A 22912-nucleotide genomic window follows, 5' to 3' on the forward strand; every position below is an offset into this window, starting at 1 on the left:
TCACGTCCACCGGCGGCGGAACCGCCACATGATCGCGGCGTTCGCCACCAGCACCACCGCGCAGATCGCGCCGGTCAACCGACCGGCGAACACGGCTATCGCCGGCAGCGACGCCCACAGCACGATGGTCAACAACATCAGGTAGCGGCCCCTGCGGGCCCGAGCCCGGTGGTCCAACCGGGCGAAGAACGCCGGGTCACTCTCCCGGAGCTGACGGGTGATCTGGTCGAACCTGCGCTGATCCTCTTTGCTGAGCATGGCGCTGCCTTCCCCTCACGCGTTCAGCGGTTCGGCGGCATACCCGCTGCTGCGGCGGCTCACGCTCACCCGCTGCTGCTACTTTCCGCCACGTGAGGTCACCTCATGTCCGGCTTATCCAAACCTTAAGTTTGCCTGTGGTGGCGAGCAGCGTGGAACGTGTCGCGTATGGCGGCCCGGTCCGGTCCGTGCCCCGCTGCGGCGCGTACGCCCTGCTGGGAAGGTCCGCGCACGGCCACCACCCCCCGCCTGCTCGCGATGCCGCACTGAGCGCTGTCTTAAGTGCCCTCCCGCAGGTGTTCAGCCCACCTTGAAGGCACCTGAGGGCTTGGCTACCTTGCCGTAGCAACCCCCTCAGGCAACAGTCGCCGCACCTGCCGCACCTGCCCGGTCGCAGTTCTCGGCGCTCATCAGAAATCGGGATTGGTACATGGCCGACCAGAATGTGCCACCACGTCGACCGCGGGACGACCGCGGTTGGGACGGACGCCAGCACCACAGCGCGGACGGCTACGGCGACCCCCACACGCCCGCGTCGTACGGGCACGACTCGCCCCACCCCTACCAGGGCGGCTACCCGGCGCAGGCCGACCCGCGCGAGCAGTACGGCGACGGTTACGCCCACGCCGGACACCCGGCCCCCGGCCCGCGCGGACCGCAGTGGGTCGGCCCGGAGGGTCTCGGCCGGCCGGCGCCGGCGCGACCGGCCGGTGCCGGACTGCCCGCCCTGGACGATGACGACGAGCCGGGCCGCAAGGTCGGCCGGCGCAGGGCCATGGTCGCCCTCGGCGGCACCGCCGCCGTCGTCGCCGGTGGCGCGGCGCTCGCCATGAGCCCGCAGATCCGTGGCCTCTTCGGCGACGAGGCGGCGGCGGCTGGCGACGCGACCGGCAGCACGGTGACCGACGGCACCGCGGCGCGGCCCAGTGGACAGCAGCCCAGCACGGTGCGGACGTACACCGAGCAGAACGAGAGCTACATGGGCTCTCGGGCCGGTGAGGCGCTGAAGAAGAACGCGCCGACGAGTGGACGGACCCTGCCCGGCCCGGCCGCCGCCGCGGCGGCGACCAAGGTGACAGTCAAGACGGTGCTGGCCAAGGACCCGATCCTGCACCTGGCCCGGCGCGCCACCTTCGGGCCGACGCCCGCCGTGATCGCCGACATCAAGAGCCAGGGCATCGACGCCTGGATCCGCGCCCAGTTGGAGCCGGACAAGATCGAGCCGAGCAAGGCCGAGCTGAAGCTCTCCGAACTGCCCACCCTGAAGCTCACCCCACAGCAGTTGCGCACCCAGCGCGACCAGCTCAACGAGCAGGGCGCCCAGCCGGAGCGGGAGATGGTCGACGCCACCATCGCCCGGCAGATCTGGTCCAAGCGCCAACTGTTCGAGGTGATGGTCGACTTCTGGAACGACTTCCTGCACGTCGCGGCCGACTTCGACGGCGGCGAGGTGCACCGCAACTCGTTCGACCAGGACGTCGTGCGCAAGCACGCGCTGGGCAGCTACCCGGAGATGCTCGTCGCCGCGAACAAGCACCCCGCGCTGCTGATCTACCTGAACCAGAAGGACTCCCGCAAGGACGCGATCAACGAGAACCTCGCCCGGGAGAACCTCGAGCTCTACTCGGTCGGCGTCGACGGCGGCTACGAGGAGCAGGACGTCCGGCAGGCGGCCATGCTGCAGACCGGCCGCGGCATCGACCGGGACGGCAAGTACGTCTTCAAGCCGGAACAGCACTACGTCGGCAAGGTGAAGATCCTCGGCTTCACCCACGCCAACGACTCCCAGGACCCGAAGAAGGCCGACGCGGCGATCGACGCGTACATCGCCTACATCGCGCTGCACCCGTCGACCGCGAAGTACGTCGCGCAGAGCCTGGCGACCCGGTTCGTGTCGGACACCCCGCCGAAGTCCCTGGTGGACCGGCTGGCCAAGACGTACACCACCAACAACGGCCTGATCAAGCCGGTGCTGATGGCGCTGTTCAGCTCCTCGGAGTTCTGGGCCGGCGTGGGCCAGAAGGTGCGCCGGCCGATGGAGTACCTGGTCGCCACGTACCGCGCCCTGGGTGTGTCACCGGAGGCGTCGCCGAAGCACAACAACGGCGACAACAAGCGCACCCCGTACGCCCGGGGCCTGCGGCAGATCCACGACAAGCTGCGCGAGTTGGGCCACTACCCGATGGGTCAGCCCACCCCGGACGGCTACCCGGACGTCTACGTCGCCTGGACGTCGGCCGGCACCATGGTCAACGGCTGGAACGAGGCGGGCGAGATCATTGCCGGCTACCGCACCGCCTTCACGTACACGGCGCCCGAGAAGCTGATCGCCAAGCCGCCGGCCACCGCCGGGGCGTACGTGGACGCGCTCTCCCAGCGGCTGGTGGGTCAGCAGCTGAGCACGCGGGAGAAGACCCTCATCCTCGGTGTGGCCGGCGTGCCGGCGACCGCCAAGGTGGACGCCACGTTCAACGGGGCCATCACCGCCGTCGCGCGGGCGATCCTCGCTTCCCCCCAGCACCACCTCCGGTGAGGCACCCGATGGAGAAGACTGTGTACAACTCTTTCCCCCTGCACCCCGAATGCCCCGACGTGCGACGGCTGGCCGACAACCCGGCCGAGGCGTTGCTGCGCGCCGAGGCGGACATCGTCGCCGCCGAGAGCGCCGCCGAGCGGGACCGCTACCGCACCCTGGAAAACCTGGAAGAGGCCCAGCAGGACGGTCGTGGCGTCACCCGCCGGACGTTCGTCGTGGGTGCCGCCGCCACCGCCACGGCTCTGGCCACCGCCCAGTTCGTCACCACGTCGGCGTCGTTCGCGGCGACCCCGACCGGCACCCTGATCCACGTCTTCCTCTACGGCGGCCTGGACGGGCTGAGCCTGGTCGCGCCGGACAACGACCCCGTGCTCGCCAAGGACCGTCCCGACCTGCTGCTCGGCAACGACTCCCTGGCCCTGCAGCGTGGCTTCAAACTGACCAGCGCGTTCAAGCCGCTGGAGAAGTGGCTCACGGCCGGTCAGTTGGGCTTCGTCCCGGGTACCTCGGACCCGCGGCTGTCCCGCAGCCACTTCCAGGCCGCGGACGCCTGCAACCTGGGTGGTCTGCCCAACGAGACCGGCGGTCGGGGCTGGCTCGACGGTCTGGTCGACCACCTGGGCAAGGGCACCGCGTTCCGCAGCGTCGGCATCGGCAGCACGCTGCCCCGCTCACTTGTGGGCACCAACGGCGCGCTGTCGCTGAACAACGTGGGGTCGCTGCGGCTCAACGGCGACCAGCGGTACCGGGCTGCCACCGAGGCGGCCATCAAGGGGCTCTTCACCGGGATCAACCACCCCGTGGAGGAGGCCGTGCAGGAGGGCATGGGCGCGCTGGCCACCGCCCAGCAGTTGGCGGCCAAGCCGTACGAGCCCGCCGAGGGCGTCAAGTACGAGGGCGTCGGCAACTCGTTCAAGCAGCTCGCCCAGCTCATCAAGGGCGGCGCGAACGTCCGGGTCGCCACCGTCGGGATGGGCGGTTACGACACCCACGAGAACCAGGGCACCGCCGCGGGCGGCCAACTGCACCGCCGGCTGAACGAGCTGGCCAGCGCGATGGCGGCCTTCTTCACCGACCTCGGCCCGCAGGCCGCCGACGTGACGATCATGGTGTCCAGCGAGTTCGGACGCCGGATCCGCTCCAACACCGGCGGCACCGACCACGGGCACGGTGGGGTGGTCACCATCCTGTCCGGCAAGAAGCTGGCCGGCTCGCTGCTCGGCGACTGGAACGGTCTGGACAAGCCGGACTCCGGTGACGTGCCGGAGTACAACAACATGTTCAACGTGTACGGGGCCGTGGCCCAGGGCCGGTTCGGGCTCACCAACGCGGAGGTCGAGAAGGTCTTCCCCCGCCAGAAGTACGCCCCGATGAAGCTGTACGCGTGACGCATTCGCACACCCACGCCGCCGGCCGTCGTACCGGGACCTCGTCCCGGCACGGCGGCCGGTCGGCTGCGCCCGTACCCCCGCAGGTGCCGGACCGGCGCGGACCCGGCGGCCGGCGGTTGCTCGGCCTGCTGCTCCTGGTCGGCCTGCTCGCCAGCGTGCTGCCGTGGTGGTTGGGCACCCCCGCCGGTTCGTTGCGCAGCACCGCGTCCACCATCACCGCGGCGGGCCGGATCAGCGGTCTGATCGCCGGCTACCTGCTGCTGGTGCAGGTGCTGATGATGAGCCGGCTGCCGGTGCTGGAACGGTGGATCGGCGGCGAGCAGGTGGCCCGCTGGCACCGCGACGTCGGCGCCACCCTGCTGGTCGCCGTGCTGGCGCACCTGTCGCTGATCGTCGTCGGCTACGCCGACCTGCGCAACCAGTCGCTCCTCGCCGAGGTCGGCACGCTGCTCGGTGACTACGAGGACATGGTGTCGGCGTTCGTCGCCGCCGGCATCATGATGCTCGTCGGGCTCAGCAGCATCCGGGCCATCCGGCGGGCGCTGCCCTACGAGCTGTGGCATGCCCTGCACCTGTCCAGCTACCTGGTGCTGCTGCTCGGCTTCGGCCACCAGTTCACCCACGGCGCGCAGCTCTACAAGCCCGGTCCGGTCCGCACCGGCTGGATCGCGCTGTACCTGCTGGTGGTCGCCGCCCTGCTCTGGGGTCGGGTGCTCGCGCCGCTGGCGTTCAACCTGCGCTACAAACTGCGGGTCGCCGACGTGGTCGCCGAGAGTCCCGACACCATCTCCATCTACCTCACCGGCGAGCGGCTCGGTCGGCTGGCGATGCTCGGCGGCCAGTACTTCCGCTGGCGCTTCCTCACCAGGGGCTGCTGGTGGCAGTCGCACCCGTTCTCCGTCTCGGCTGCCGCGAACGGCCGCTGGTTGCGGCTCACCGTCAAGGTCGTCGGCGCGCACACCGGGGACCTGCGGGACCTGACCCCGGGCACCCGGGTCTGGGCCCAGGGCCCCTCGGGCACCTTCACCGCCGCGCACCGGGTCCGCGAGCGGGCCCTGCTGATCGCGGGCGGCAGCGGCATCACACCGATCCGGGCGATGCTTGAGGAGTTGCCGCCGGGCGCAGCCCTGATCTACCGGGCCCGTACCCCCGCCGACGTGCTGCTCAGCCGTGAGCTGGACTGGCTGGCGCAGGAGCGCGACACCTCGGTCTGGTACGTCATCGGGTCCCGCGACGACCCCGGCCCCCGCCAACTGATGAGCCCGGACGGGTTGCGTCAACTGGTACCCGACGTGGCCCGGCGCGACGTCTACCTGTGTGGGCCACCCGGCCTGGTGGAACAGTCGGTGCGCGCGCTGCGCCGGGCCGGCGTGCCCCGACGGCAGATCCACCTGGCCACGTTCGAGTTGTAGGAAGGCATCCCATGCGTCGCGCGTTGCTCGCGATCACCGGCCTGGCCGCCAGCACCACCGCGCTCGTGGTGTTCAAGGGGGCGCCGGCCGCCACCCAGGTCGCCCAGAACCTGCCCACCGCCCAGCCGGTCGACCCCACCCCGCAGGACGTGGACCCGGCCGCCGATCCGGCCGCCGACGCGGCTGCCGATCCGGCCGCCGGGGCACCGACGCCGTCGGTGGCGCCAAGCGCGCCGTCGTCGGCCAAACCCACCAAGAGCACCGCCCGGCCGCCCAGCACCCCCCGCACCACCACGAAGGCTCCGACCGCGCCACGGCCCACCACCAAGGCGCCGCAGCCGACCACCCGCCGGATCACCGGGCCGGGCGTGGACAACGAGTACGGGTACGTGCAGGTGCAGATCGTGGTGTCCGGCAACCGGATCGTCGACGTCGTCGCACTGTCGCTGCCCAGCGGGGGTGAGTCCGACATCCACAGCGACGACGTCAGCGGCCGGTACGACGGAAGCGGCGGCGAGGTGGTGCAGAAGCAGAGCGCCAACGTCAACACCGTCTCCGGTGCCACCGAGACCAGCAACTCCTACAAGCAGTCGCTGCGGGGCGCGATCGAGCAGGCGTTCTGACGTGCCGGCGGCGCTGATCCGACCCGGGCTGTGCCGGGTCGAGCAGATCATGGGTACGGCGATCACCCTGGACCTCGCCGACGACCTGCCGCCGGCCACCCTGTCCGCGTTGGCCGACGACGTCTTCTCCTGGATGCGTGAGGTGGACGCCCGGTTCAGCACGTACCAGCCGGACAGCGAGCTGTGCCGCTTCGACCGGGGTGCGGTGCCGCTCTCCGCGGCCTCGGCGGATCTGCGGTTCGTGCTGGAGACCTGTGCCGACCTGTGGGGGGCCACCGATGGGTTCTTCGACGCGTACGCCACCGGGCGGCTCGACCCGTCCGGTTTCGTCAAGGGGTGGGCCGCCCAGGTCGCCTCGGATCGCCTGCTCGCCGCCGGTGCCGCGAACCACTGCGTGAACGCCGGCGGTGACCTGCGGGTGCGTGGCCTGTCCCCGACCGGGGCACCGTGGCGCATCGGCATCCGGCACCCCTGGGACGCCATGGCGACCTGCCTGGTGCTCACCGGCACCGACCTGGCCGTGGCCACGTCCGGCGTCTACGAGCGGGGCCGGCACGTGCTGGACCCCCGCCGGGGCACCCCGGCCAGCGGGTTGCGCTCGGTGACGGTGGTCGGCACGGACCTCGGCGTGGCCGACGCGTACGCCACCGCCGCCCTGGCCATGGGCGTCCCCGGTCTGGCCTGGCTGAACACCCTCGAAGACCACACCCATGCGGTCGTGACCGACGACGCCCGCCAGCACCATTCCACCGGCCTACCGCTAACCCCCTAACCCCCCGGCCCTAGCCCTAGCCCGCGCCCGCGCCCCCGCCCCCCGCGCCCCCGCGATCTTGCAGTTTCTGTCTGTCATTCGTCCTGGTTTGCGGAAAATGTCGCGGCAGAAAGTGCAAGATCGCGGGCGGGGTGGGGTGGGGTTAGCGGACTGGGCGGTGGGTGCCGGCTGGGCGGGAGCCGGTGGGGCGTGGGCGGCCGGGCCGCGAGCCGGACGGTCGGGTGCCGGCCCAACGGTGCGGTCGGCGGCTGCGTCGGGGCGGCTCGGTGCCGCCGGGATAGGGCGTTCTGTCGTCCGTGGACATCGTTCCCCCGTTCGTGGCGCGCGTTGCGCGCCGTCTCCCTGTCAACGAGGACCGGAGTCCCGGCGACGCTGTCGGGCACCTGATCGAATCGTCGCTCGGGCCGGTGTCACCGGCCTCGCCGGGGCAGCGGCAGGTGACCGGGGAGCAGGTCGGGGGCGAGGGTCACCCCGGCGGCGCGCAGCGCCCCGATCAACGTGTTCTGTACGAGGTACGAATCCGGCAGTTGCCAACGAGCCTGCTCGGGGGCGACCGCCCAACGGACCGTCCCCTCCGGCAGCCGGGTGGGCGGCGCGGGGATCCACGAGCCCGGCCCGTGCCGGACCACGTGGAAGCAGTGCTCCAACTCCGGCCGGAGCGGGTCGCCGGGGCGGACCAGGAACATCCACCGCCCGGTGGGGGTGACGAGCACCGGCCCCCGTACGCCGGTGCCGGCCGGGTGGATCCGCACCGCGTCGAGCACGTGCCGGCCCAGGTGGGCGGGCACCTCCAGCACGTCGAAGGTCCGGCCGGTGGGCAGCAGCACCCCGTGTGGGCGGTTGCGCCACCAGGTGGCCACCCGGGCCGGGTCGGCGCTGGCGGCCAACTCCCAGTTCTCCAGGGCGGGGTGGCAGCCCACGGTGGGACATCCGGCCCGGCCGCAGACGAAGCGACTGCGGGCCAGGCAGGCCCCGGGCGTGACCTCCCATCCGTGGCTGGCGTACCGCATGGCGACCCGGCGCAGCCGGGCTCGTTCCAGTGGTGACAGTTCGGCGACTCGTGGTACGACGTTCCCCCACATGTGTGCCATCTCCCTCCGTCGGGCCCGGCGGTCGCCAGGTCGCATGTCGAGCACCGTCACTGCCGTAACCCACGATCGTTGAGGTTGACGAACGGCTCGTGCAAGTTGCACGAAAGTACGAGCACTGGCCGTTCGGCTGACGTACATCGTGTGCGACCAGCGAAAACCTGAAAGCGAACGGCGTTCGCCGCACCCGCAGGCATCGCCCGGGCTCGATCGGTCGGCGGTGACAGAGGAGGATGGGCAGATGGACGAGCTACCCATAGGACGGCGAGTGGCCTACTGGCGGGGGCGCCGCAAGATGTCGCAACAGGTCTTCGCCGACCGGCTCGGCAAGTCCAAGAGTTGGGTGGACAAGGTCGAACGTGGCGTCCGCCGGTTGGACAAGTTCTCTGTCCTCTACGAGATCGCCGACATCCTCCAGATGGACGTGCAACTGCTGATGGGCAAGGATCCGGAGCGCCGCGCCGACGCCCTCAACTGCATCGACCAGGTCGAGGTGCAGGAGATCCGGGCCGCGCTGGAACGCTACGACTCGATGAGCGCGTACTTCGACGCGGTGCCGTCTCCGCCGCCGCTGGACGACCTGCGCAAGGCCGTCAACCACGCCTGGCTCACCTACCAGTACGGCCGCTACGGCATGCTCACCCGGGCCCTGCCGAAGCTGCTGCGCGACGCCCAGGCGGCCGACGCCGCCTACGGCGGTGGGCAGGCCGCCGAGGCGGCCCACCTGCTCGGCCAGGTCTACCAGATCGCCTCCTCGGTGCTGCGCAAGCTCGGCGAGTGCGAGCTGGCCTGGCTGGCCGCCGACCGGTCGATGGCGGTGGCCCAGCGGGCCGACGACCCGCTGTTGGCCGGCATCGCCACCACCCGGGTGTGCAACGCCCTGGCCGCGATGGGTCGGGCCCGCCCCGCACTGGAGCTGAACGTCCAGATCGCCAACCGGCTGGCACCGGGCGGAAGCAACGAGGTCACTCCGGCCCGGCTCTCCGTCTACGGGCTGCTGCTGCTCCAGGGTGCGATGGCCGCGGCCCGCATCGGCGACTCGGCAAGCGTCGACGACCTGATCAACTGTGCGCAGGAGGCCGCCACCCTGCTCGGTGGCGACCACAACCACTACTGGACGTCGTTCGGCCCGACAAACGTCGAGCTGCACCGGGCCGCCGCCGCGGTGGAGCTGGGCGACGGGGGTCGGGCGGTGGAGGTGCACCACCGCCTCGCCGAGCACTCCTTCAACGCGTTGCTGCCCGAACGCCGCGCCCACCACCTGCTCGACATCGCCCGCGGGTACGCCCAGGTCGGCGACGTGGCGAACGCCGGCGAGATGTTGCTGATGGGTGATCGGCTTGCGCCGTCGGAGATCCGCTGCCGGCCGATCGCCCACGAGGTGATGTCGGACGTCCTTCGTCGCACACGTGGTGCGCCGCCTTCTCCGGTAGCGGAGTTGGCTGAGCACATGGGAGTAGGGGTATGACCGCGGAGCCGGTGTGATGGCCGGTTCAGCGCGCAGCAGCGGGCACCGTGAGGTGCTCTACGTCATCGCCTGCGGTTCGCCGCTGGCCCGCAGGGTCGGGGAGTTGGTCGACCTGGCGCAGCAGGACGGCTGGGACGTCTGCGTGGTCGTCACGCCGGACGGCGCCAAGTTCGTCGACAAGGCCGCCCTGGCCCGGCAGACCGGCCACCCGGTGCGGACGCACTACAAAAATCCCGGCGACCCGGACGTGTTGCCGCCCGCCGACGCAATGATCGTCTGCCCGGCGACAGTCAACACGGTCAACAAGTGGGCGGCCGGGATCACCGACACGCTCGCGCTGGGGCTGCTGGTCGAGGCGCAGGGCAAAGGCGTCCCCATCGTGGCGGTGCCGTACACCAACGTCGCGATGGCCGCCCACCCGGCGTTCCGAGCCGGCGTGGCCCGGCTGGCCGAGTGGGGTGTCACGGTGCTCTTCGGTGACGACGTGGTCGCCCTGCACCCGCCCGGCACGGGGGAGCAACACCTGCACGCCTTCCCGTGGGCGATGCCTCTGGCCGCGCTGCACGCCGTCGCCGTGGGAGCCGTCTAGGGCCCACGGCGGCGCCCGCGCGCGGTGCGACCGGGCCGGGCGTCACCGCTGGGCCGCCCCCGCGCCGGTAAACTGGCCCGCCGTGAGCACTAGCAGATCCGTTCCCACGGTGACCGACGTGGTGGCCGAGCTGGAACGGCGCTATCCACCGGTCTGGGCCGAGGACTGGGACCGGGTGGGCCTGGTGCTCGGCGAGCCGACCGCCCCGGTCCGCCGGGTGCTCTGCGTGGTCGACGTGGTGCCCGAGACGGTCGCCGAAGCGCTGGCCGCCGACGTGGACATGATCGTCGCGCATCACCCGCTGTTGCTGCGCGGGGTCTCGTCGGTGGCGCCGACGACTGTCAAGGGCCGGATCATCCACCAACTGATCCGCGCCGGCGTGGCGCTCTACGCGGCGCACACCAACGCCGACGTGGCGTCCCCCGGCGTCTCCGACGCCCTCGCCGCCCGATTCGGGCTGACCGGGCTGCGCCCGTTGCAACGGCCCGCGCCCGGGTCGGCCGCCCACGGCGACGACAGGGGTTTCGGCCGGGTCGGCGACTTGCCCGAGCCGATGACTCTCGCCGAGCTGACCCGACACGCGGCCGCCGTGCTCCCCGTCACGTCCTGGGGAGTTCGCGCCGCGGGGGATCCCGGGCGTATGGTTCGTACCCTCGCCGTCAGCGGCGGGTCGGGGGACAGCTTCCTCGGCGCCGCGACCGCCGCCGGGGTGGACGCGTTCCTCACCTCCGACCTGCGGCACCACCCGGCCGGCGAGCACCTCGCCGCCGATGGTCCCGCCCTGATCGACGCCGCCCACTGGGCGACCGAACGACCGTGGCTGGACGACCTGGCCGCCCTCCTGCGGGAGGCGCTGGGCGTCGAGACGCTGGTGTCCGACCTGGATACCGACCCGTGGACCGTGCATGCCGCCGCACCCGTTGTGGACGACAAGGAGCCCGACCGTGAAGGCTGACCCTCAGGTGCAGCGCCGCCTGCTCGACCTCCAGGCGATCGACACCAACCTCGCCCAGCTCGCCCACCGCAGGCGGACGCTTGCCGAGCGGGCCGAGCTGGAGTCGCTGGCCCGGGAGCTGTCGTCGTTGGAGGACGAGCGGGTCCGTGCCCAGGTGGCGGTCGACGACCTGGACCGGGACATCGCCCGGCTGGAGAAGGACGTCGACCAGGTCCGCGCCCGCAAGGAGAAGGACGAGAACCGGCTGGCCGCCGGCACCGGCCCGGCCCGCGAGTTGGAGGCACTCCAGCACGAGCTGGTCTCGCTGAAGCGGCGCCAGGGCGACCTGGAGGACGCCGAACTGGAGCTGATGGAGCAGCGCGAGACCGCGCAGAGCTTCCTGGACGGCGTGGAGCAGCGGCTGGCCGACACCCGGGACAAGCGGGCCGCGACCGAGCAGCGCCGCGACGACGCACTGGCCGAGATCGCCAAGGAGGAGGAGTTCAAGCGGGGGGCTCGTCAGCCGCTCGCCGCCGACCTCCCGAGCGACCTGGTCAACCTCTACGACAAGATCCGCGAGGACACCGGCCTCGGTGCCGCGCTGCTCACCGCGGGCCGCTGCGGCGGGTGCCGGCTGGAACTGTCCGGTGCCGACCTGGCCCGCATCCGCAAGGCGGCCCCGGACGACGTGGTCCGCTGCGAGGACTGCCGCCGGATCATGGTCCGTACCAACGAGTCGGGTCTGTAGGTCGTGGCACCGCGCGTGGTCGCCGTCGAGGCCGACGGTGGGTCCCGGGGCAACCCCGGCCCCGCCGGCTACGGCGCGGTGGTGCTCGACCCGGAGACCGGCGAGGTGCTCGCCGAGCGCTCCGAGTCGCTGGGTACGACGACCAACAACGTCGCCGAGTACCAGGGGCTGATCGCCGGCCTGACCGCCGCCGCCGAGCTGGGTGCCGCCGAGGTGGACGTCCGGATGGACTCCAAGCTGGTGGTCGAGCAGATGTGCGGCCGGTGGCAGATCAAGCACCCCGGCCTGCGGCCCCTGGCCGCCCAGGCCGCCGGGTTGGTGGGCCGGTTCACCGCCGTCCGGTTCACCTGGATTCCGCGCGAGAAGAACCGGCACGCCGACGCGCTCGCCAACGCCGCCATGGACGCCGCCGCCGGCCGTCCCACCTCGGCCCGGACGACGGGCCAACCGCCGGCGGCACCCGCGACCGGCAGCGACCCGGCGACCGTACCGGCCTCGTGGGAGCCACGGCCGACCTTCACCGCCACCCGGCTGATCCTGGTCCGCCACGGCGAGACCGAGTACACCGAGCAGCGGCGCTACTCCGGCCGGGGTGACGTGCCCCTGTCCGAGCGCGGCCGGGCCCAGGCCGGGGCGACCGGCGCCCGGGTGGCCGCGCTGGCCCCGTCCGTCGCGGCCGTGCTCAGCTCACCGCTGTCCCGGTGTACGGCCACCGCGGCGGCGATCGCCGAAGCGCTCGGCGGTGACGTGCCGGTGCGCACCGAGGACGACCTGATCGAGTGCGACTTCGGGGCGTGGGAGGGGCGCACCTTCGCCGAGGTGCGCCAGCAGTGGCCGGGGGAGATGGACGCCTGGCTCGCCTCACCCCGGATCGCCCCGCCGGGCGGAGAGTCGTTCACCCATGTCGCCGAGCGCGCCCACCGCGTGACAGCAGGGCTGCTCACCGCGTACCCCGGGGAGACCGTGGTGGTGGTCTCGCACGTCTCGCCGATCAAGCTGGTGCTGCGCGACGCCCTCGCGGCCGGCGACGGGTTCCTGCACCGGCTCTTCCTGGACGCGGCCGGCATCTCGGTGCTCGACATGTGGCCCGACGGCGGCGTGGCCGTGCGCACGGTCAACGACACCGCCCACCTCACCGCGCTCTGATCGGCGGCGGTCGGGCCCGTCGGCTCGGCTCGCCCCGCCGCGCGGAAACCCGCACAGTCCCGATCTCGTGCCGTGCCACGGGCCCGGCGGCGGTCTTCGCTGTCCTACTCGGCGTGCCCGTCATTCGGCGCACCGTGATCACCGCTCGGCGCACGACTCGCCGTCCGGGCCGCGTGGCGGTCCGCGCAAAGCCGTAGCCTCCGGCCCGTTACATCGAGATCTTCGACTACCCGGAGGTGTGTCAGATGGCTGCACCCGAACCGGAGGCGCCCACCACGGCGCCAACCAGGGCGAAGGACCACAGCCCCTGGAACTGGTTGCTCTTCATTCCGATCGTCGTACCGCTGATCCCGGCCTTCTTCAATGGCGACTCGCCCCGGGTCTTCGGCTTCCCGCGCTTCTACTGGCTGCAACTGGCCTTCATCCTGCTCGGCGTCGGCACCACCACATTGGTCTACCAGATGACTAAGAAGCGGGGAGGCCGCTGATGTGGCGCGACCATCTCACCGAGATCATCGTCTTTTCGCTGCTGTTCCTCCTGGTCAGCGCGATGGGCTTCGTGGCCGCCCGGTGGCGGGCACCGAAGGACATGGCGCACCTGGACGAGTGGGGCCTGGGCGGTCGCAGCTTCGGCGGCTGGATCACCTGGTTCCTGGTCGGCGGTGACCTCTACACCGCGTACACCTTCGTGGCGGTGCCGGCGTTGATGTTCGGTGCCGGCGCGGCCGGGTTCTTCGCCGTGCCGTACACCATCGTCATCTACCCGCTGGTCTTCCTGGTGCTGGTGCGCCTCTGGTCGGTGTCGCACCGGCACGGGTTCGTCACGCCTGCCGACTTCGTCCGCAACCGGTTCGACTCGCCGGTGCTGGCCCTGCTGATCGCCATCACCGGCATCGTGGCCACCATGCCGTACATCGCGTTGCAGCTGATCGGCATCGAGGCCGTGCTCAAGACGATGGGCGTCACCGGCGACAACGCGGTGGCCCGGCACCTGCCCATCATCATCGCGTTCGCCATCCTGGCCGCGTACACGTACCAGTCGGGGCTGCGCGCGCCCGCGCTCATCGCGTTCGTCAAGGACAGCCTGATCTACATCGTCATCCTGGTGGCGGTCGTCTACCTGCCGTACAAGCTGGGCGGCTGGGGTGACATCTTCTCCGCCGCGGACGCGAAGTTCGACGCCTCACCCAATCCGAACGACGGCATCCTGCTCAACGGCAACAACCAGCTTCAGTACGTGACGTTGGCGCTCGGCTCGGCATTGGCGCTCTTCCTCTACCCGCACAGCATCACCGGTGTGCTGGCCAGCAAGAACCGCGACGTGATCAAGCGGAACATGTCGGCTCTGCCGGCGTACAGCCTGCTGCTCGGGCTGATCGCGCTGCTCGGCTACATGGCCATCGCGGCGGGGGTGAAGCCGCTGCCCGGCGCGAAGGAGGGCACGGTCGACAACAACACGATCGTGCCGTTGCTGTTCGACCAGCAGTTCCCCGACTGGTTCGCCGGTGTGGCGTACGCCGCGATCGGCATCGGTGCGCTGGTGCCCGCGGCGATCATGTCGATCGCGGCGGCGAACCTGTTCACCCGCAACATCTACAAGGAGTACCTGAAGCGGGACGCCTCCCCGGCCCAGGAGGCGAACGTCTCGAAGATCACCTCGCTGGTGGTGAAGGTCGGCGCGGTGGCCTGCATCGTGTTCCTCGACCCGCAGTTCTCCATCGACCTCCAGCTCATCGGCGGCGTGATCATCCTCCAGACGCTGCCGGCGGTGGCGCTGGGCCTCTACACCCGCTGGTTCCACCGCACCGGCCTGATCGCCGGCTGGGTGGCCGGCATGGGCCTGGGCATGTGGATGCTCTACCAGGTGGCCAGCCCGACGAAGAAGCACTTCGGCGGCTCGGCGTTCCCGCTGTCGGAGTTCGGGTTCGACACCACCAAGACGATCTACGTCGGCATCGTGGCGGTCCTGGTCAACCTGGCCGTCGCGGCGCTGGTGACGCTGGCGCTGCGGGCCGCCAAGGTGGACGAGGGAGTCGACAGCACCACGCCTGACGACTACTTCGCCGACGAGGGCGACCCCCGGGTCAGCCCGGGCACCGAAAGCGACGCCGACTCGGCCCGCGAGCCGGTCGCCTGACCCAGGTACGCCCGGGCACCGACGTCGGTCGGTGCCCGGGCACACCCGCGCCGTTCCGCGCCGGACACCTGCGCCGTCCCGCGCTGGGCTCTCCGCGCCTCTCGCGCCGATCTTGCACTTTGTGTCGCCGAAAAGTCAGGATTGTGGGCATAGGTCCCGGCAGAAAGTGCAAGATCGACGAATCTGGGGGCGGGGCGGGGCGGGGTAGGGCGGGGTGGGCGCGGGCGGGTTAGCGGCGGTTGCGGTTTATCAGGGCCTGGTTGAGGCGGCCCAGTAGGGCTGCGAGGGCGGAGCGGTCCTCGGTGCTCCAGTCGGCCAGCATGTCGCCGTAGAGCCGGGTGCGGGCGGCCTGCACGGCGGCCATTCGTTGCAGGCCGGCCGGGGTGGGGGAGATGACCGTGCCCCGACCGTCGGACGGGTCCGGGGTGCGGGTGATCAGGCCGTCGCGTTGTAGCGCGGACACCTGCCGGGTCACCGTCGAGCCGTCCAGGTTGAGGCGGGCGGCGAGCGCCGAGACGTTCTGCGGGCCGGCGTCGGCCAGGTGGCGCAGGATGACGTACGCCGCGCGGTCGAGCACCCGGTGCTCGGCGGTGCCGGTGGCCCGTCGGGTGGCCTCGCCGAAGCGCATCAGCAGGGCCACCTCGGTCTCGATCCGGCCGAGGGTGCTCTCGTCGTCGTCGCTCATAGCTGTATGATACAGGATAAGTACCTGTACGATACAGCTATCTGAGGAGTCGGAGTGGATCGGCGTTCCGAACCGAACCGCAGTGCCATCTACGCCACCACACTGGTGGCCTTCCTCGCCATCGCCGGCATCGCCGTCGTCGACCCGATCCTGCCGGCCATCGGCGAGGCGATCGGCGTCACCGCCTGGCAGGTCGAGTTGCTGTTCACCGCGTACATCGCGGTCATGGCCCTGGGCATGATCCCGGCGACGCTGGCCAGCGGCCGGTTCGGCTTCAAGCCGGTGCTCATCACCGGGGTCTCGGTGGTCGGGCTGGCCGCGATCCTGGCCTCGTTCAGCGACAACATCGTGCAGCTCTCCGTGCTGCGCGGTGTCTGGGGGTTGGGCAACGCGATGTTCTTCGCCACCGCCATGGTGGTGCTCGTCAACCTGGCCATCGACCGGGAATGGGTGGTCGGCCTCTTCGAGACTGCCCTCGGCCTCGGGTTCGCCGTCGGACCGCTGATCGGTGGCCTACTCGGCCAGGTCAGCTGGCGGCTGCCGTTCTTCGTCTGCGGCGTCTTCATGGTCCTCGCCCTCGGCGTGGCCTCCCGCAAACTCCGCGAACCCACCAACCGCCAGGCCCCGGTACGCGTCGGCCAGATCTTCGCCACCTACCGCCGGCCGGCGTTCATCGCCCTCTGCGTGGTGACCGCCGCGTACAACTTCGTGTTCTTCGTGGTGCTCGGCTACACGCCGCTCTTCCTCGGCCTGGACATCGTGCCGCTGGGGCTCGCGTTCACCGGTTGGGGCCTCGGCCTGGCCACCGGCATCCTGGTCATCGGCCACCGGCTCGCCCACCGCATCGGCGCCGTGCAGACCGTCGGTGTCGCCATCACCGGCCTACTGGTCTGCATGGTCCTCTTCGCCACCTCGCAGTCCACCGCCGAGGCGCTCGTGGTGCTGGTGCTCGCCGGACTCTGCATGGGGTTGGCCAACGCCAACCTCACCGACCTGGCGCTCGGCCTCGGCTCCAGCGACCGTCGGGTCGCCACCGGGGCGTTCAACCTGGTCCGCTGGGGTGCCGCCGCGCCGGCACCGATCATCTCCGGCAAACTCGCCGAGCACTCGCTGGCCCTGCCGTTCTGGGTCGGCTTCGGGGTCCTCGCCGTCGGCGTGCTCGTCTACCTGGCCTTCGCACACGTGATGGCCGCCGGCTACGGCGAGCGGGTGCTCTGGTCCCGCCTGAACCGCGCGGCCGCAGACGCCGAGAACGCCGTCGAGGAGCCGGTAGGCGAGACCTACTGACGCAGGCGCGTTGGCTTTGCCGCCGGTCAGCTCAGGGCGCGCCAGAGCAGGTAGAGGCCGATCGTCGTGCCGAACACCACGATCACCGTCTTGAGCACCACCGGCGGCAGCCGGCGGACGAGCCGGGCGCCCGCGTACCCCCCAAGGAGGGTGGCCGGCGCGACCACCGCGACGGCCGCCCAGTTCACCGGGCCGAACAGGGCGAACACCACGAGCGTGGTCAACCCCACCAACGCGGAGAGCAGATTCTTGATCGCGCTCACCCGTGCCAGCGTCGCGTCCAGCACCAGGGCCAGCCCGGCGACAAGCATCACCCCGAGTGCGGCACCGAAGTAACCGCCGTACACCGCGCCCACCGCGACCATCGTCTGCACCGTGACCGTCCGCCGGCGTGGCGACAGGTCCCGGGGGTGACCCACCAGTCGGCGCAGCGGGTCCTGGAACGCCAGGACGGCTGTCGCGCCAAGCACCAGAAACGGTACGACCAGCTCGAACGCGCGCGCCGGGGTGGCCAGCAACAGCAGTGCGCCGAGAATCGTGCCGACGATCGTGGTGGGCACCAGCGTGGCCAGGGCGCGGGGGCGCGGCAGGTCCATCCGGCTGCCCGCCACGCTGGCCAGGTAACCGGGGAACACCGCGATGGAGTTACTGACGTTCGCCGGGACCGGGGGCAACCCGACCGCGATCATCGCCGGGAAAGTGATGAGCGAACCACCACCGGCCACCGCGTTGACCGTGCCAGCGGCGAGACCGGCGGCGAGCAGCAGCGCCGCGTGGGAGAGATCCATAGCCCCACGAGGCTAGCCGCTGCCTCGCGGGGCAAATTCGCCGGACCACGCCTTGAGCTGCTCGATCTTGCGCAGGCGGGGTGGCAATAGCGGCAGAGCGTACGTCGTTAGGATGGAAGCGCGACGGACGAGTCGACCGGGCGGTCGCGTCGGCGGGCTTCGGCCCGCCGCCGAGGAACGTCCGGACTCCACAGGGCAGGGTGGTTGTTAACGGCAACCCGGGGCGACCCGCGGGACAGTGCCACAGAAAACAGACCGCCGACCCCAACGGGGACGGTAAGGGTGAAACGGTGGGGTAAGAGCCCACCAGCACCCCGGGTGACCGGGGTGGCTCGGTAAACCCCACCCGGAGCAAGGCCAAGCAAGGGCCGTCACCGCAAGATGACGACCCGGCGCAGACGCTTGAGGGCTGCCCGCCCGATGTCTGCGGGTAGGCCGCTGGAGCCTGCCGGCAACGGCAGGCCGAGATGGATGGCCGCCGCCCGGCGCAAACCTTTCGGGGTACGCGCCGCGCACAGAATCCGGCGTACAGGTCGACTCGTCCGTCGCCCACCAGCTCAGAGCCGTGATCAAGGCTCTGAGCTGGCCGTTGACGAGCCCGCCCCCGCCCCGCACAGCTCCATGGGAAACCGGTCGACAGGCGATCAGCCGTGAGCTCTCCTGGTCATGACTCTTCTCCCGGTAGGAGCCGTCCCTGTTGATTGCCCGACCTCGAATCGACCGCGTGCTTGTCAAGCGCTTGATCGAAACGCAGTTCCCACAATGGGCCGGGCTGCCGTTGCACCTGGTTGAGCCAGGCGGGTCCGACCACGTCATCCATCGGCTCGGGGAGGAACTCGCGGTCCGGTTGCCCCGGCACACCGGTGCCGTCAGTCAGGCCGAGAAGGAGTATCGGTGGCTGCCACAGTTGGCCCCGCACCTCCCGCTGGCCATCCCGCAACCGGTCGCGGTGGGTCGACCGGACATCGGCTATCCCTGGCCCTGGGCGGTCTCGCAATGGCTTGACGGCGAGGTGGCAACCTCAGATGCGCTGGGGCAGTCACGGGAGGCCGCCGTCGCTCTGGCCGGTTTTCTCAGCGCACTTCAGCGATTCCCGGCCCGGGAAGCGCCGCCGGGTGACGGGCGGGAGTTGGCTGCGCGAGACGACGGCACACGTACCGCGATCGCGCAGGTCGCCGGGGTCTTCGACGCGGCGGCGTTGACGTCGGTCTGGGAGACTGCGCTGAGCGCGCCGGGCTGGAATCGCCCACCGGTCTGGTTCCACGGCGACTTCCACACGGGCAACATTCTGACCGTGAACGGCCGGGTCAGCGCCGTGATCGACTTCGGTGGCCTCGGTGTCGGCGATCCGGCACGGGACATGACCATCGCCTTCACTCTGATGTCGCGCGCCACGCGTGCGGTCTTCCGCGCCGCGCTCGGCGTGGACGACCCGACGTGGGCCAGGGGGCGCGGATGGGCAGTCGCTACCGGCCTGAACGCCTACTGCTCGTACGCCGCCTCCGATGCGCGGGTGGCCGCACAGACCACCCGGCAGATCACGGAAGCGCTCATCGGTTGATGGACTCACGGCTGATGCCTCTCGGCGTTCCGGGATGCCGACCGGCTCAGAGATCGACCACCGCGCGTGACCACCAGCGCGCGGGCGGCGGCGCTGTGGTTTTCGTTGATCTCCGAATACCAGCTGGAAGACTTCCCCGCGCTGCGGCTCGGGGACGTCTACTCGGCGTCCACCGCCACCGGCGTCGACCTTCGGGCGGAGCTGCTGACCCAGTATCGCTGATGGCGGATCATGCCGTTTGCTCCTGATCCGCGGGCAGCGGCACCACGATTGACGTGGCGCCCAGCCCGAGGCTGTTCCCTCGGCTGGCCCGTTCCGCCGCTGTGGCACGCTTCGGTGATGATCGAGCTCGCGGACATCGAGGCTGCCGCTGACCGGATCGCCGGCCATGTGATCCACACGCCCACTGTGCCCAGCCCCGGCCTGTCCGAGCTGCTCGGCGTGCCCGTCACCGCCAAGCTGGAGCTGCTGCAACGCACCGGGTCGTTCAAGGCGCGTGGCGCGGCGGCGAAGCTGCTCGTCCTGGACGACGCCGAGCGGGCGGCGGGCGTGCTGGCGGTCAGCGGCGGCAACCACGGCATCGCGGTCGCGGTGATGGCCGGCGCCCTGGGCGTGGCGGCGACCGTGGTGATGCCCCGGACGGCGCCGGCGCGTGCCGTCGAGGTGGCCCGCGCGGCCGGTGCCGACGTCCATCTGACCGACGGCATGTCCGCCGCTTTCGCGCTCATGTCCCGGCTGCGGGAGGACGGCCTGACCCTGCTGCATCCGTTCGACGACCCGGTGGTGCTCGCCGGACAGGGCACGGTCGGATTGGAGTTCGCCGACGACGCCGGAGAGTTGACCGACGTGTTGGTCAGCGTCGGCGGCGGGGCGCTGATCTCCGGGGTGGCCGCGGCGCTGCGGGCACGCCGGCCGGGGGTACGGGTCTGGGGCGTGGAGACCGAGGGCGCGCAGGCGATGTCGCAGGCGCTGGCCAAGGGTGGGCCGGTTGAGGTGTCGCTGTCGTCGATCGTCACCACGCTCAGCGCGCCGACCGTCTCGCGGCTCACCTACGACCACGTGACCGCCCTGGTCAGCGACGTGCTCGTGGTTTCCGACGCCGAGGCTGTGCGGGGGACGGTGGAGTTGGCCGAGCATGCGAAGGTCTGGGCCGAGCCGGCCGCCGGATGTCTGCTGCCGGCCGCCCGCCGGGTACGGGAGCGGGTGGGTGAAGATGCCCGGTTGGGCCTCGTGCTCTGCGGCGGCAACTCCACGGTCGCCGACGTGGCGTCGTGGACGGCGCGCCTGGGGGCCTGAGCGCCCTCGGGTAATCCCTACGACGAAACCACCACGAGTACGCTGCTGGGGTTGCCTGAGCACGTCGGAGGACACGGTGAGTTGGGACGTTTTCATCTTCGACGCCCCGCCCGACGCCACGTCGGTCGACGAGCTTCCGCAGGACTCCAACCCGTCGCCCCTGGGCACCGGGTCGGATATCAGGCGGTGCCTACGGGAAAACTTCCCGGACCTCGACCTCACCGATCCTGCGTGGGGGCAGCTGATCGGCCCGACGTGGAGCATCGAGTTCAACATCGGGTCGGACGATCCCGTGCATTCGATCATGTTGCACGTGCGTGGCGGCGGCGACGTTCTGGCCGTTATCGCGCGGATCGTCGCCGTGGTTGGCGGTCGCGCCCTCGACACGTCGACAGGCGAGTTCCTGACTGGCGATTCGACTCAAACCGCCGGCTGGCACGGCTTCCAGCAGTACCGGGACCAGATCCTCCGTCGTAGCTGAGGCATTCGTGCCCGGCCCGCGCCATGATCGAGTCGTGCCCGCTCATCGGCCACGACCGGTCGACGGCTAACGTGCGCCCTCGATCGCCGGACCCTGTCGCACATCATCCGGTGGAACTGTGGGGCACGTCAGCTGTCGGATCGCAGGCCGATCTCGCGGCAGGCTACGACGCGCCCGCCCTCGCGTTGTGCACGAGCGCTTTCGCGCGTCGGTTTCGGTTACGGACGCTCGGCGATCTGGGCGACGAACGCCCGCCAGGCCCCCGGGCCGAAGGTCAGGGCCGGACCGGCAGGGTCCTTGCTGTCCCGGACGCCGACGACACCGGGCAGGTTGCTTGCCACCTCAACGCAGTTTCCGCCGCTCGCGCCGCTGCGGGTGGACTTACGCCACCGAGCTTTACTGAGGTCCATGATGGCTCTCAACTTCCTTCAGCAGGTCGATGGACTGTCGGCGCGGTAGCGCCTCGTTCCGGACGCTCTCCCACCGTGCCTGAAGCGTAGCTACCTCATTGTCCTTGTCGATGACGGCCCCGCCAAGCTGGTTTTCCAGGTGTCCAACCCACACGCCCTCGCTGGAACGAGCCAGCGCGAACGGCCCGGACAGCCCGATGTGCAGGCCGCTGTCGATCGGAATCACGTGGATGTGAACGTGCGGAAGCTCGGCCATCGCGACCAGGTGAGCGACCTGCTGGGCCATGATCCCGCCGAGACCGTCACCCGTGCGGCGTATCGCGGCTTCGTCCAGCACGGCGACGAACTGTGGCCTGCCCTCACCGGTGAGAATCGCCTGCCGGCTCATCCGCCCCTCCACGCGCTGCTCAACCTCGTCATCGGTGAGGTTTTCGACCGTGCGCAGGACGGTGCGGGCGTAGTGCTCGACCTGTAGTAATCCGGGGATCAGGTTGGGCTCGAAGTAGCGAAGCTGCGTCGCTCCGCGCTCAGCGTCCAGCCAGGGCAGGAACCACGACGGTGCACCAAACTCCGTAGCCAGGCGCTCGAAGAGTCCACCGTTGTTCAGCGCCCGATCGGCGCCCTTGACGAAGTCAGCCGTCAGCGCCCTGGTGCCGCTCTCCACGGCGCTGACGTGCGAAGCGCTGAAGCCCGCAGCGCGGCCGAACGACTCCTGCGTCATGCCCGACGCTCCTCGGGCGCGACGGATCTCACCAACGATGAACGCTGATAACGGACCTGACACGTCAGCCATTCAACGCTCCTCAAATCGGAGATCGACTGCCCGGGACGCCACACGTCGGGAGCCAGTTCTGCCAGCTCGGCCCGGACGCCCGGAGCACCTTCCGAGCGTAGTGGTCGCCGCAGCAGAGTGTCACCAAGCGGCGCGGCTCACAGGCCCACGAGATCCGGCAGCCGCGTTCGTAGCGGGGTCGCTCCCGACGGGCGAGCACTCACGGGAGCGGCCCCTTCCCAACGGCACCGAGGGGGAGACCATGCCTGACGACGAGCCCGAGGAGCACCAGCGGTGAACGGGCGGATGAAGGCCGGTGACGTGATCCTCCTGACCACCGCGGCGAGCGTGCAGTTCCTGCGCCCGATAGTCGTGCGGGTCATCCGCGAGCTGCCGGAGCGGCACACGTACGACGGGTGGGTCTGGATCGAGGGATACGTGCGCCACGAGGCGCTATTCGATCGAGTGGAGGTGGGAGACCTGCACCGATGTCCTGTCGTGGTAGGGCATCGAAGCTGAGGGCAGTCTGA

24 protein-coding genes and 1 other RNA gene are annotated in these 22912 nt (G+C 70.7%); 19 read left to right on the forward strand and 6 right to left on the reverse strand.

The annotated features are described in order from the left end of the window. Complete coding sequence (locus ACGFIW_RS27485; protein WP_355028062.1) at positions 1-258, reverse strand: DUF3040 domain-containing protein; 258 nt, start codon at positions 256-258, stop codon at positions 1-3. A 430-nt stretch (positions 259-688) separates the two neighbouring features. On the opposite strand from ACGFIW_RS27485, the gene ACGFIW_RS27490 reads away from it, so the two are divergent. The 5 genes from ACGFIW_RS27490 to ACGFIW_RS27510 are packed head-to-tail and all read left to right on the forward strand — an operon-like array spanning position 689 to position 6992. Continuing rightward, complete coding sequence (locus ACGFIW_RS27490) at positions 689-2791, forward strand: DUF1800 domain-containing protein (RefSeq protein ID WP_393321442.1); 2103 nt, start codon at positions 689-691, stop codon at positions 2789-2791. An 8-nt stretch (positions 2792-2799) separates the two neighbouring features. Then, a complete protein-coding gene (locus tag ACGFIW_RS27495; protein ID WP_393321445.1) occupies positions 2800-4182 on the forward strand; it encodes a DUF1501 domain-containing protein in 1383 nt (460 codons plus the stop codon). Next, entirely contained in the window at positions 4179-5597 is a 1419-nt protein-coding gene (locus tag ACGFIW_RS27500) for a ferric reductase-like transmembrane domain-containing protein (RefSeq protein ID WP_393321448.1), read from the forward strand. The genes ACGFIW_RS27495 and ACGFIW_RS27500 overlap by 4 nt, the downstream gene beginning before the upstream one ends. A gap of 11 nt (positions 5598-5608) precedes the next feature. Further along, the gene (locus tag ACGFIW_RS27505; RefSeq protein WP_393321451.1) at positions 5609-6220 is read left to right on the forward strand and encodes an FMN-binding protein; all 612 of its coding nucleotides are present in this window, start codon (positions 5609-5611) and stop codon (positions 6218-6220) included. 49 nt (positions 6221-6269) lie between these two features. Beyond that, positions 6270-6992 carry an FAD:protein FMN transferase gene (locus ACGFIW_RS27510; RefSeq protein WP_393321550.1) on the forward strand — a complete coding sequence of 241 codons (723 nt, stop codon included), beginning with the start codon at positions 6270-6272 and terminating at the stop codon, positions 6990-6992. Between the two features lie 410 nt (positions 6993-7402). Here the strand turns inward: ACGFIW_RS27510 and ACGFIW_RS27515 are convergent, their stop codons facing one another. Next, positions 7403-8074 carry a bifunctional DNA primase/polymerase gene (locus ACGFIW_RS27515; RefSeq protein ID WP_393321553.1) on the reverse strand — a complete coding sequence of 224 codons (672 nt, stop codon included), beginning with the start codon at positions 8072-8074 and terminating at the stop codon, positions 7403-7405. A 247-nt stretch (positions 8075-8321) separates the two neighbouring features. Here ACGFIW_RS27515 and ACGFIW_RS27520 point away from each other — a divergent pair, with 247 nt between their 5' ends. The 7 genes from ACGFIW_RS27520 (at position 8322) to mctP (ending at position 15102) form a co-directional block, all read left to right on the forward strand. Continuing rightward, on the forward strand, positions 8322-9548 hold the full coding sequence (locus tag ACGFIW_RS27520) for a helix-turn-helix domain-containing protein (protein WP_393321453.1): 1227 nt from the start codon (positions 8322-8324) through the stop codon (positions 9546-9548). A gap of 16 nt (positions 9549-9564) precedes the next feature. Beyond that, a complete protein-coding gene (locus ACGFIW_RS27525) occupies positions 9565-10137 on the forward strand; it encodes a flavoprotein (protein ID WP_393321456.1) in 573 nt (190 codons plus the stop codon). A 118-nt stretch (positions 10138-10255) separates the two neighbouring features. Further along, positions 10256-11092, forward strand: coding sequence for a Nif3-like dinuclear metal center hexameric protein (locus tag ACGFIW_RS27530; protein ID WP_393321556.1), 837 nt, complete (start codon positions 10256-10258; stop codon positions 11090-11092). Then, positions 11082-11819, forward strand: a complete 738-nt coding sequence (locus ACGFIW_RS27535; protein ID WP_393321460.1) for a zinc ribbon domain-containing protein — start codon at positions 11082-11084, stop codon at positions 11817-11819. Before ACGFIW_RS27530 ends, ACGFIW_RS27535 begins: the two co-directional genes overlap by 11 nt. 3 nt (positions 11820-11822) lie before the next feature. Further along, positions 11823-12965 carry a bifunctional RNase H/acid phosphatase gene (locus ACGFIW_RS27540; protein WP_393321463.1) on the forward strand — a complete coding sequence of 381 codons (1143 nt, stop codon included), beginning with the start codon at positions 11823-11825 and terminating at the stop codon, positions 12963-12965. Positions 12966-13210: 245 nt separating this feature from the next. After that, positions 13211-13453: a DUF3311 domain-containing protein gene (locus ACGFIW_RS27545; protein ID WP_238661636.1), complete on the forward strand. Its 243-nt coding sequence runs from the start codon at positions 13211-13213 to the stop codon at positions 13451-13453. Continuing rightward, positions 13453-15102 carry a monocarboxylate uptake permease MctP gene (gene mctP / locus ACGFIW_RS27550; RefSeq protein WP_393321467.1) on the forward strand — a complete coding sequence of 550 codons (1650 nt, stop codon included), beginning with the start codon at positions 13453-13455 and terminating at the stop codon, positions 15100-15102. Before ACGFIW_RS27545 ends, mctP begins: the two co-directional genes overlap by 1 nt. A gap of 229 nt (positions 15103-15331) precedes the next feature. Here mctP and ACGFIW_RS27555 read toward each other — a convergent pair whose 3' ends face one another. Then, positions 15332-15787 carry a MarR family winged helix-turn-helix transcriptional regulator gene (locus ACGFIW_RS27555; protein ID WP_393321469.1) on the reverse strand — a complete coding sequence of 152 codons (456 nt, stop codon included), beginning with the start codon at positions 15785-15787 and terminating at the stop codon, positions 15332-15334. A 54-nt stretch (positions 15788-15841) separates the two neighbouring features. Here ACGFIW_RS27555 and ACGFIW_RS27560 point away from each other — a divergent pair, with 54 nt between their 5' ends. Then, a complete protein-coding gene (locus ACGFIW_RS27560; RefSeq protein WP_393321472.1) occupies positions 15842-17074 on the forward strand; it encodes an MFS transporter in 1233 nt (410 codons plus the stop codon). Positions 17075-17100: 26 nt separating this feature from the next. Here the strand turns inward: ACGFIW_RS27560 and ACGFIW_RS27565 are convergent, their stop codons facing one another. Continuing rightward, positions 17101-17862, reverse strand: a complete 762-nt coding sequence (locus tag ACGFIW_RS27565; protein ID WP_393321475.1) for a sulfite exporter TauE/SafE family protein — start codon at positions 17860-17862, stop codon at positions 17101-17103. A gap of 128 nt (positions 17863-17990) precedes the next feature. Between ACGFIW_RS27565 and rnpB the strand changes: the two genes are divergently transcribed. From rnpB to ACGFIW_RS27590, 5 genes are all read left to right on the forward strand, one after another. Continuing rightward, an RNA gene (gene rnpB / locus ACGFIW_RS27570) (RNase P RNA component class A) lies at positions 17991-18407 on the forward strand. Positions 18408-18586: 179 nt separating this feature from the next. Beyond that, the gene (locus ACGFIW_RS27575; protein WP_393321478.1) at positions 18587-19423 is read left to right on the forward strand and encodes an aminoglycoside phosphotransferase family protein; all 837 of its coding nucleotides are present in this window, start codon (positions 18587-18589) and stop codon (positions 19421-19423) included. Between the two features lie 66 nt (positions 19424-19489). Next, positions 19490-19645 carry a hypothetical protein gene (locus ACGFIW_RS27580; RefSeq protein ID WP_393321481.1) on the forward strand — a complete coding sequence of 52 codons (156 nt, stop codon included), beginning with the start codon at positions 19490-19492 and terminating at the stop codon, positions 19643-19645. A gap of 117 nt (positions 19646-19762) precedes the next feature. Next, positions 19763-20719, forward strand: a complete 957-nt coding sequence (locus ACGFIW_RS27585; RefSeq protein WP_393321484.1) for a threonine/serine dehydratase — start codon at positions 19763-19765, stop codon at positions 20717-20719. Between the two features lie 76 nt (positions 20720-20795). Beyond that, positions 20796-21200: a hypothetical protein gene (locus tag ACGFIW_RS27590; protein ID WP_393321487.1), complete on the forward strand. Its 405-nt coding sequence runs from the start codon at positions 20796-20798 to the stop codon at positions 21198-21200. Positions 21201-21418: 218 nt separating this feature from the next. Here the strand turns inward: ACGFIW_RS27590 and ACGFIW_RS27595 are convergent, their stop codons facing one another. Together ACGFIW_RS27595 and ACGFIW_RS27600 are read right to left on the reverse strand one after the other, a co-directional pair. Continuing rightward, the gene (locus tag ACGFIW_RS27595) at positions 21419-21610 is read right to left on the reverse strand and encodes a DUF397 domain-containing protein (protein WP_393321490.1); all 192 of its coding nucleotides are present in this window, start codon (positions 21608-21610) and stop codon (positions 21419-21421) included. Further along, complete coding sequence (locus ACGFIW_RS27600; protein WP_393321493.1) at positions 21597-22403, reverse strand: helix-turn-helix transcriptional regulator; 807 nt, start codon at positions 22401-22403, stop codon at positions 21597-21599. Before ACGFIW_RS27600 ends, ACGFIW_RS27595 begins: the two co-directional genes overlap by 14 nt. Before the next feature lie 273 nt (positions 22404-22676). On the opposite strand from ACGFIW_RS27600, the gene ACGFIW_RS27605 reads away from it, so the two are divergent. Then, entirely contained in the window at positions 22677-22901 is a 225-nt protein-coding gene (locus ACGFIW_RS27605; protein ID WP_393321562.1) for a hypothetical protein, read from the forward strand. The last annotated feature ends 11 nt before the right edge of the window (positions 22902-22912 follow it).

Source organism: Micromonospora sp. NPDC048935, from assembly GCF_043197875.1.
Classification (GTDB): Bacteria; Actinomycetota; Actinomycetes; order Mycobacteriales; family Micromonosporaceae; genus Micromonospora.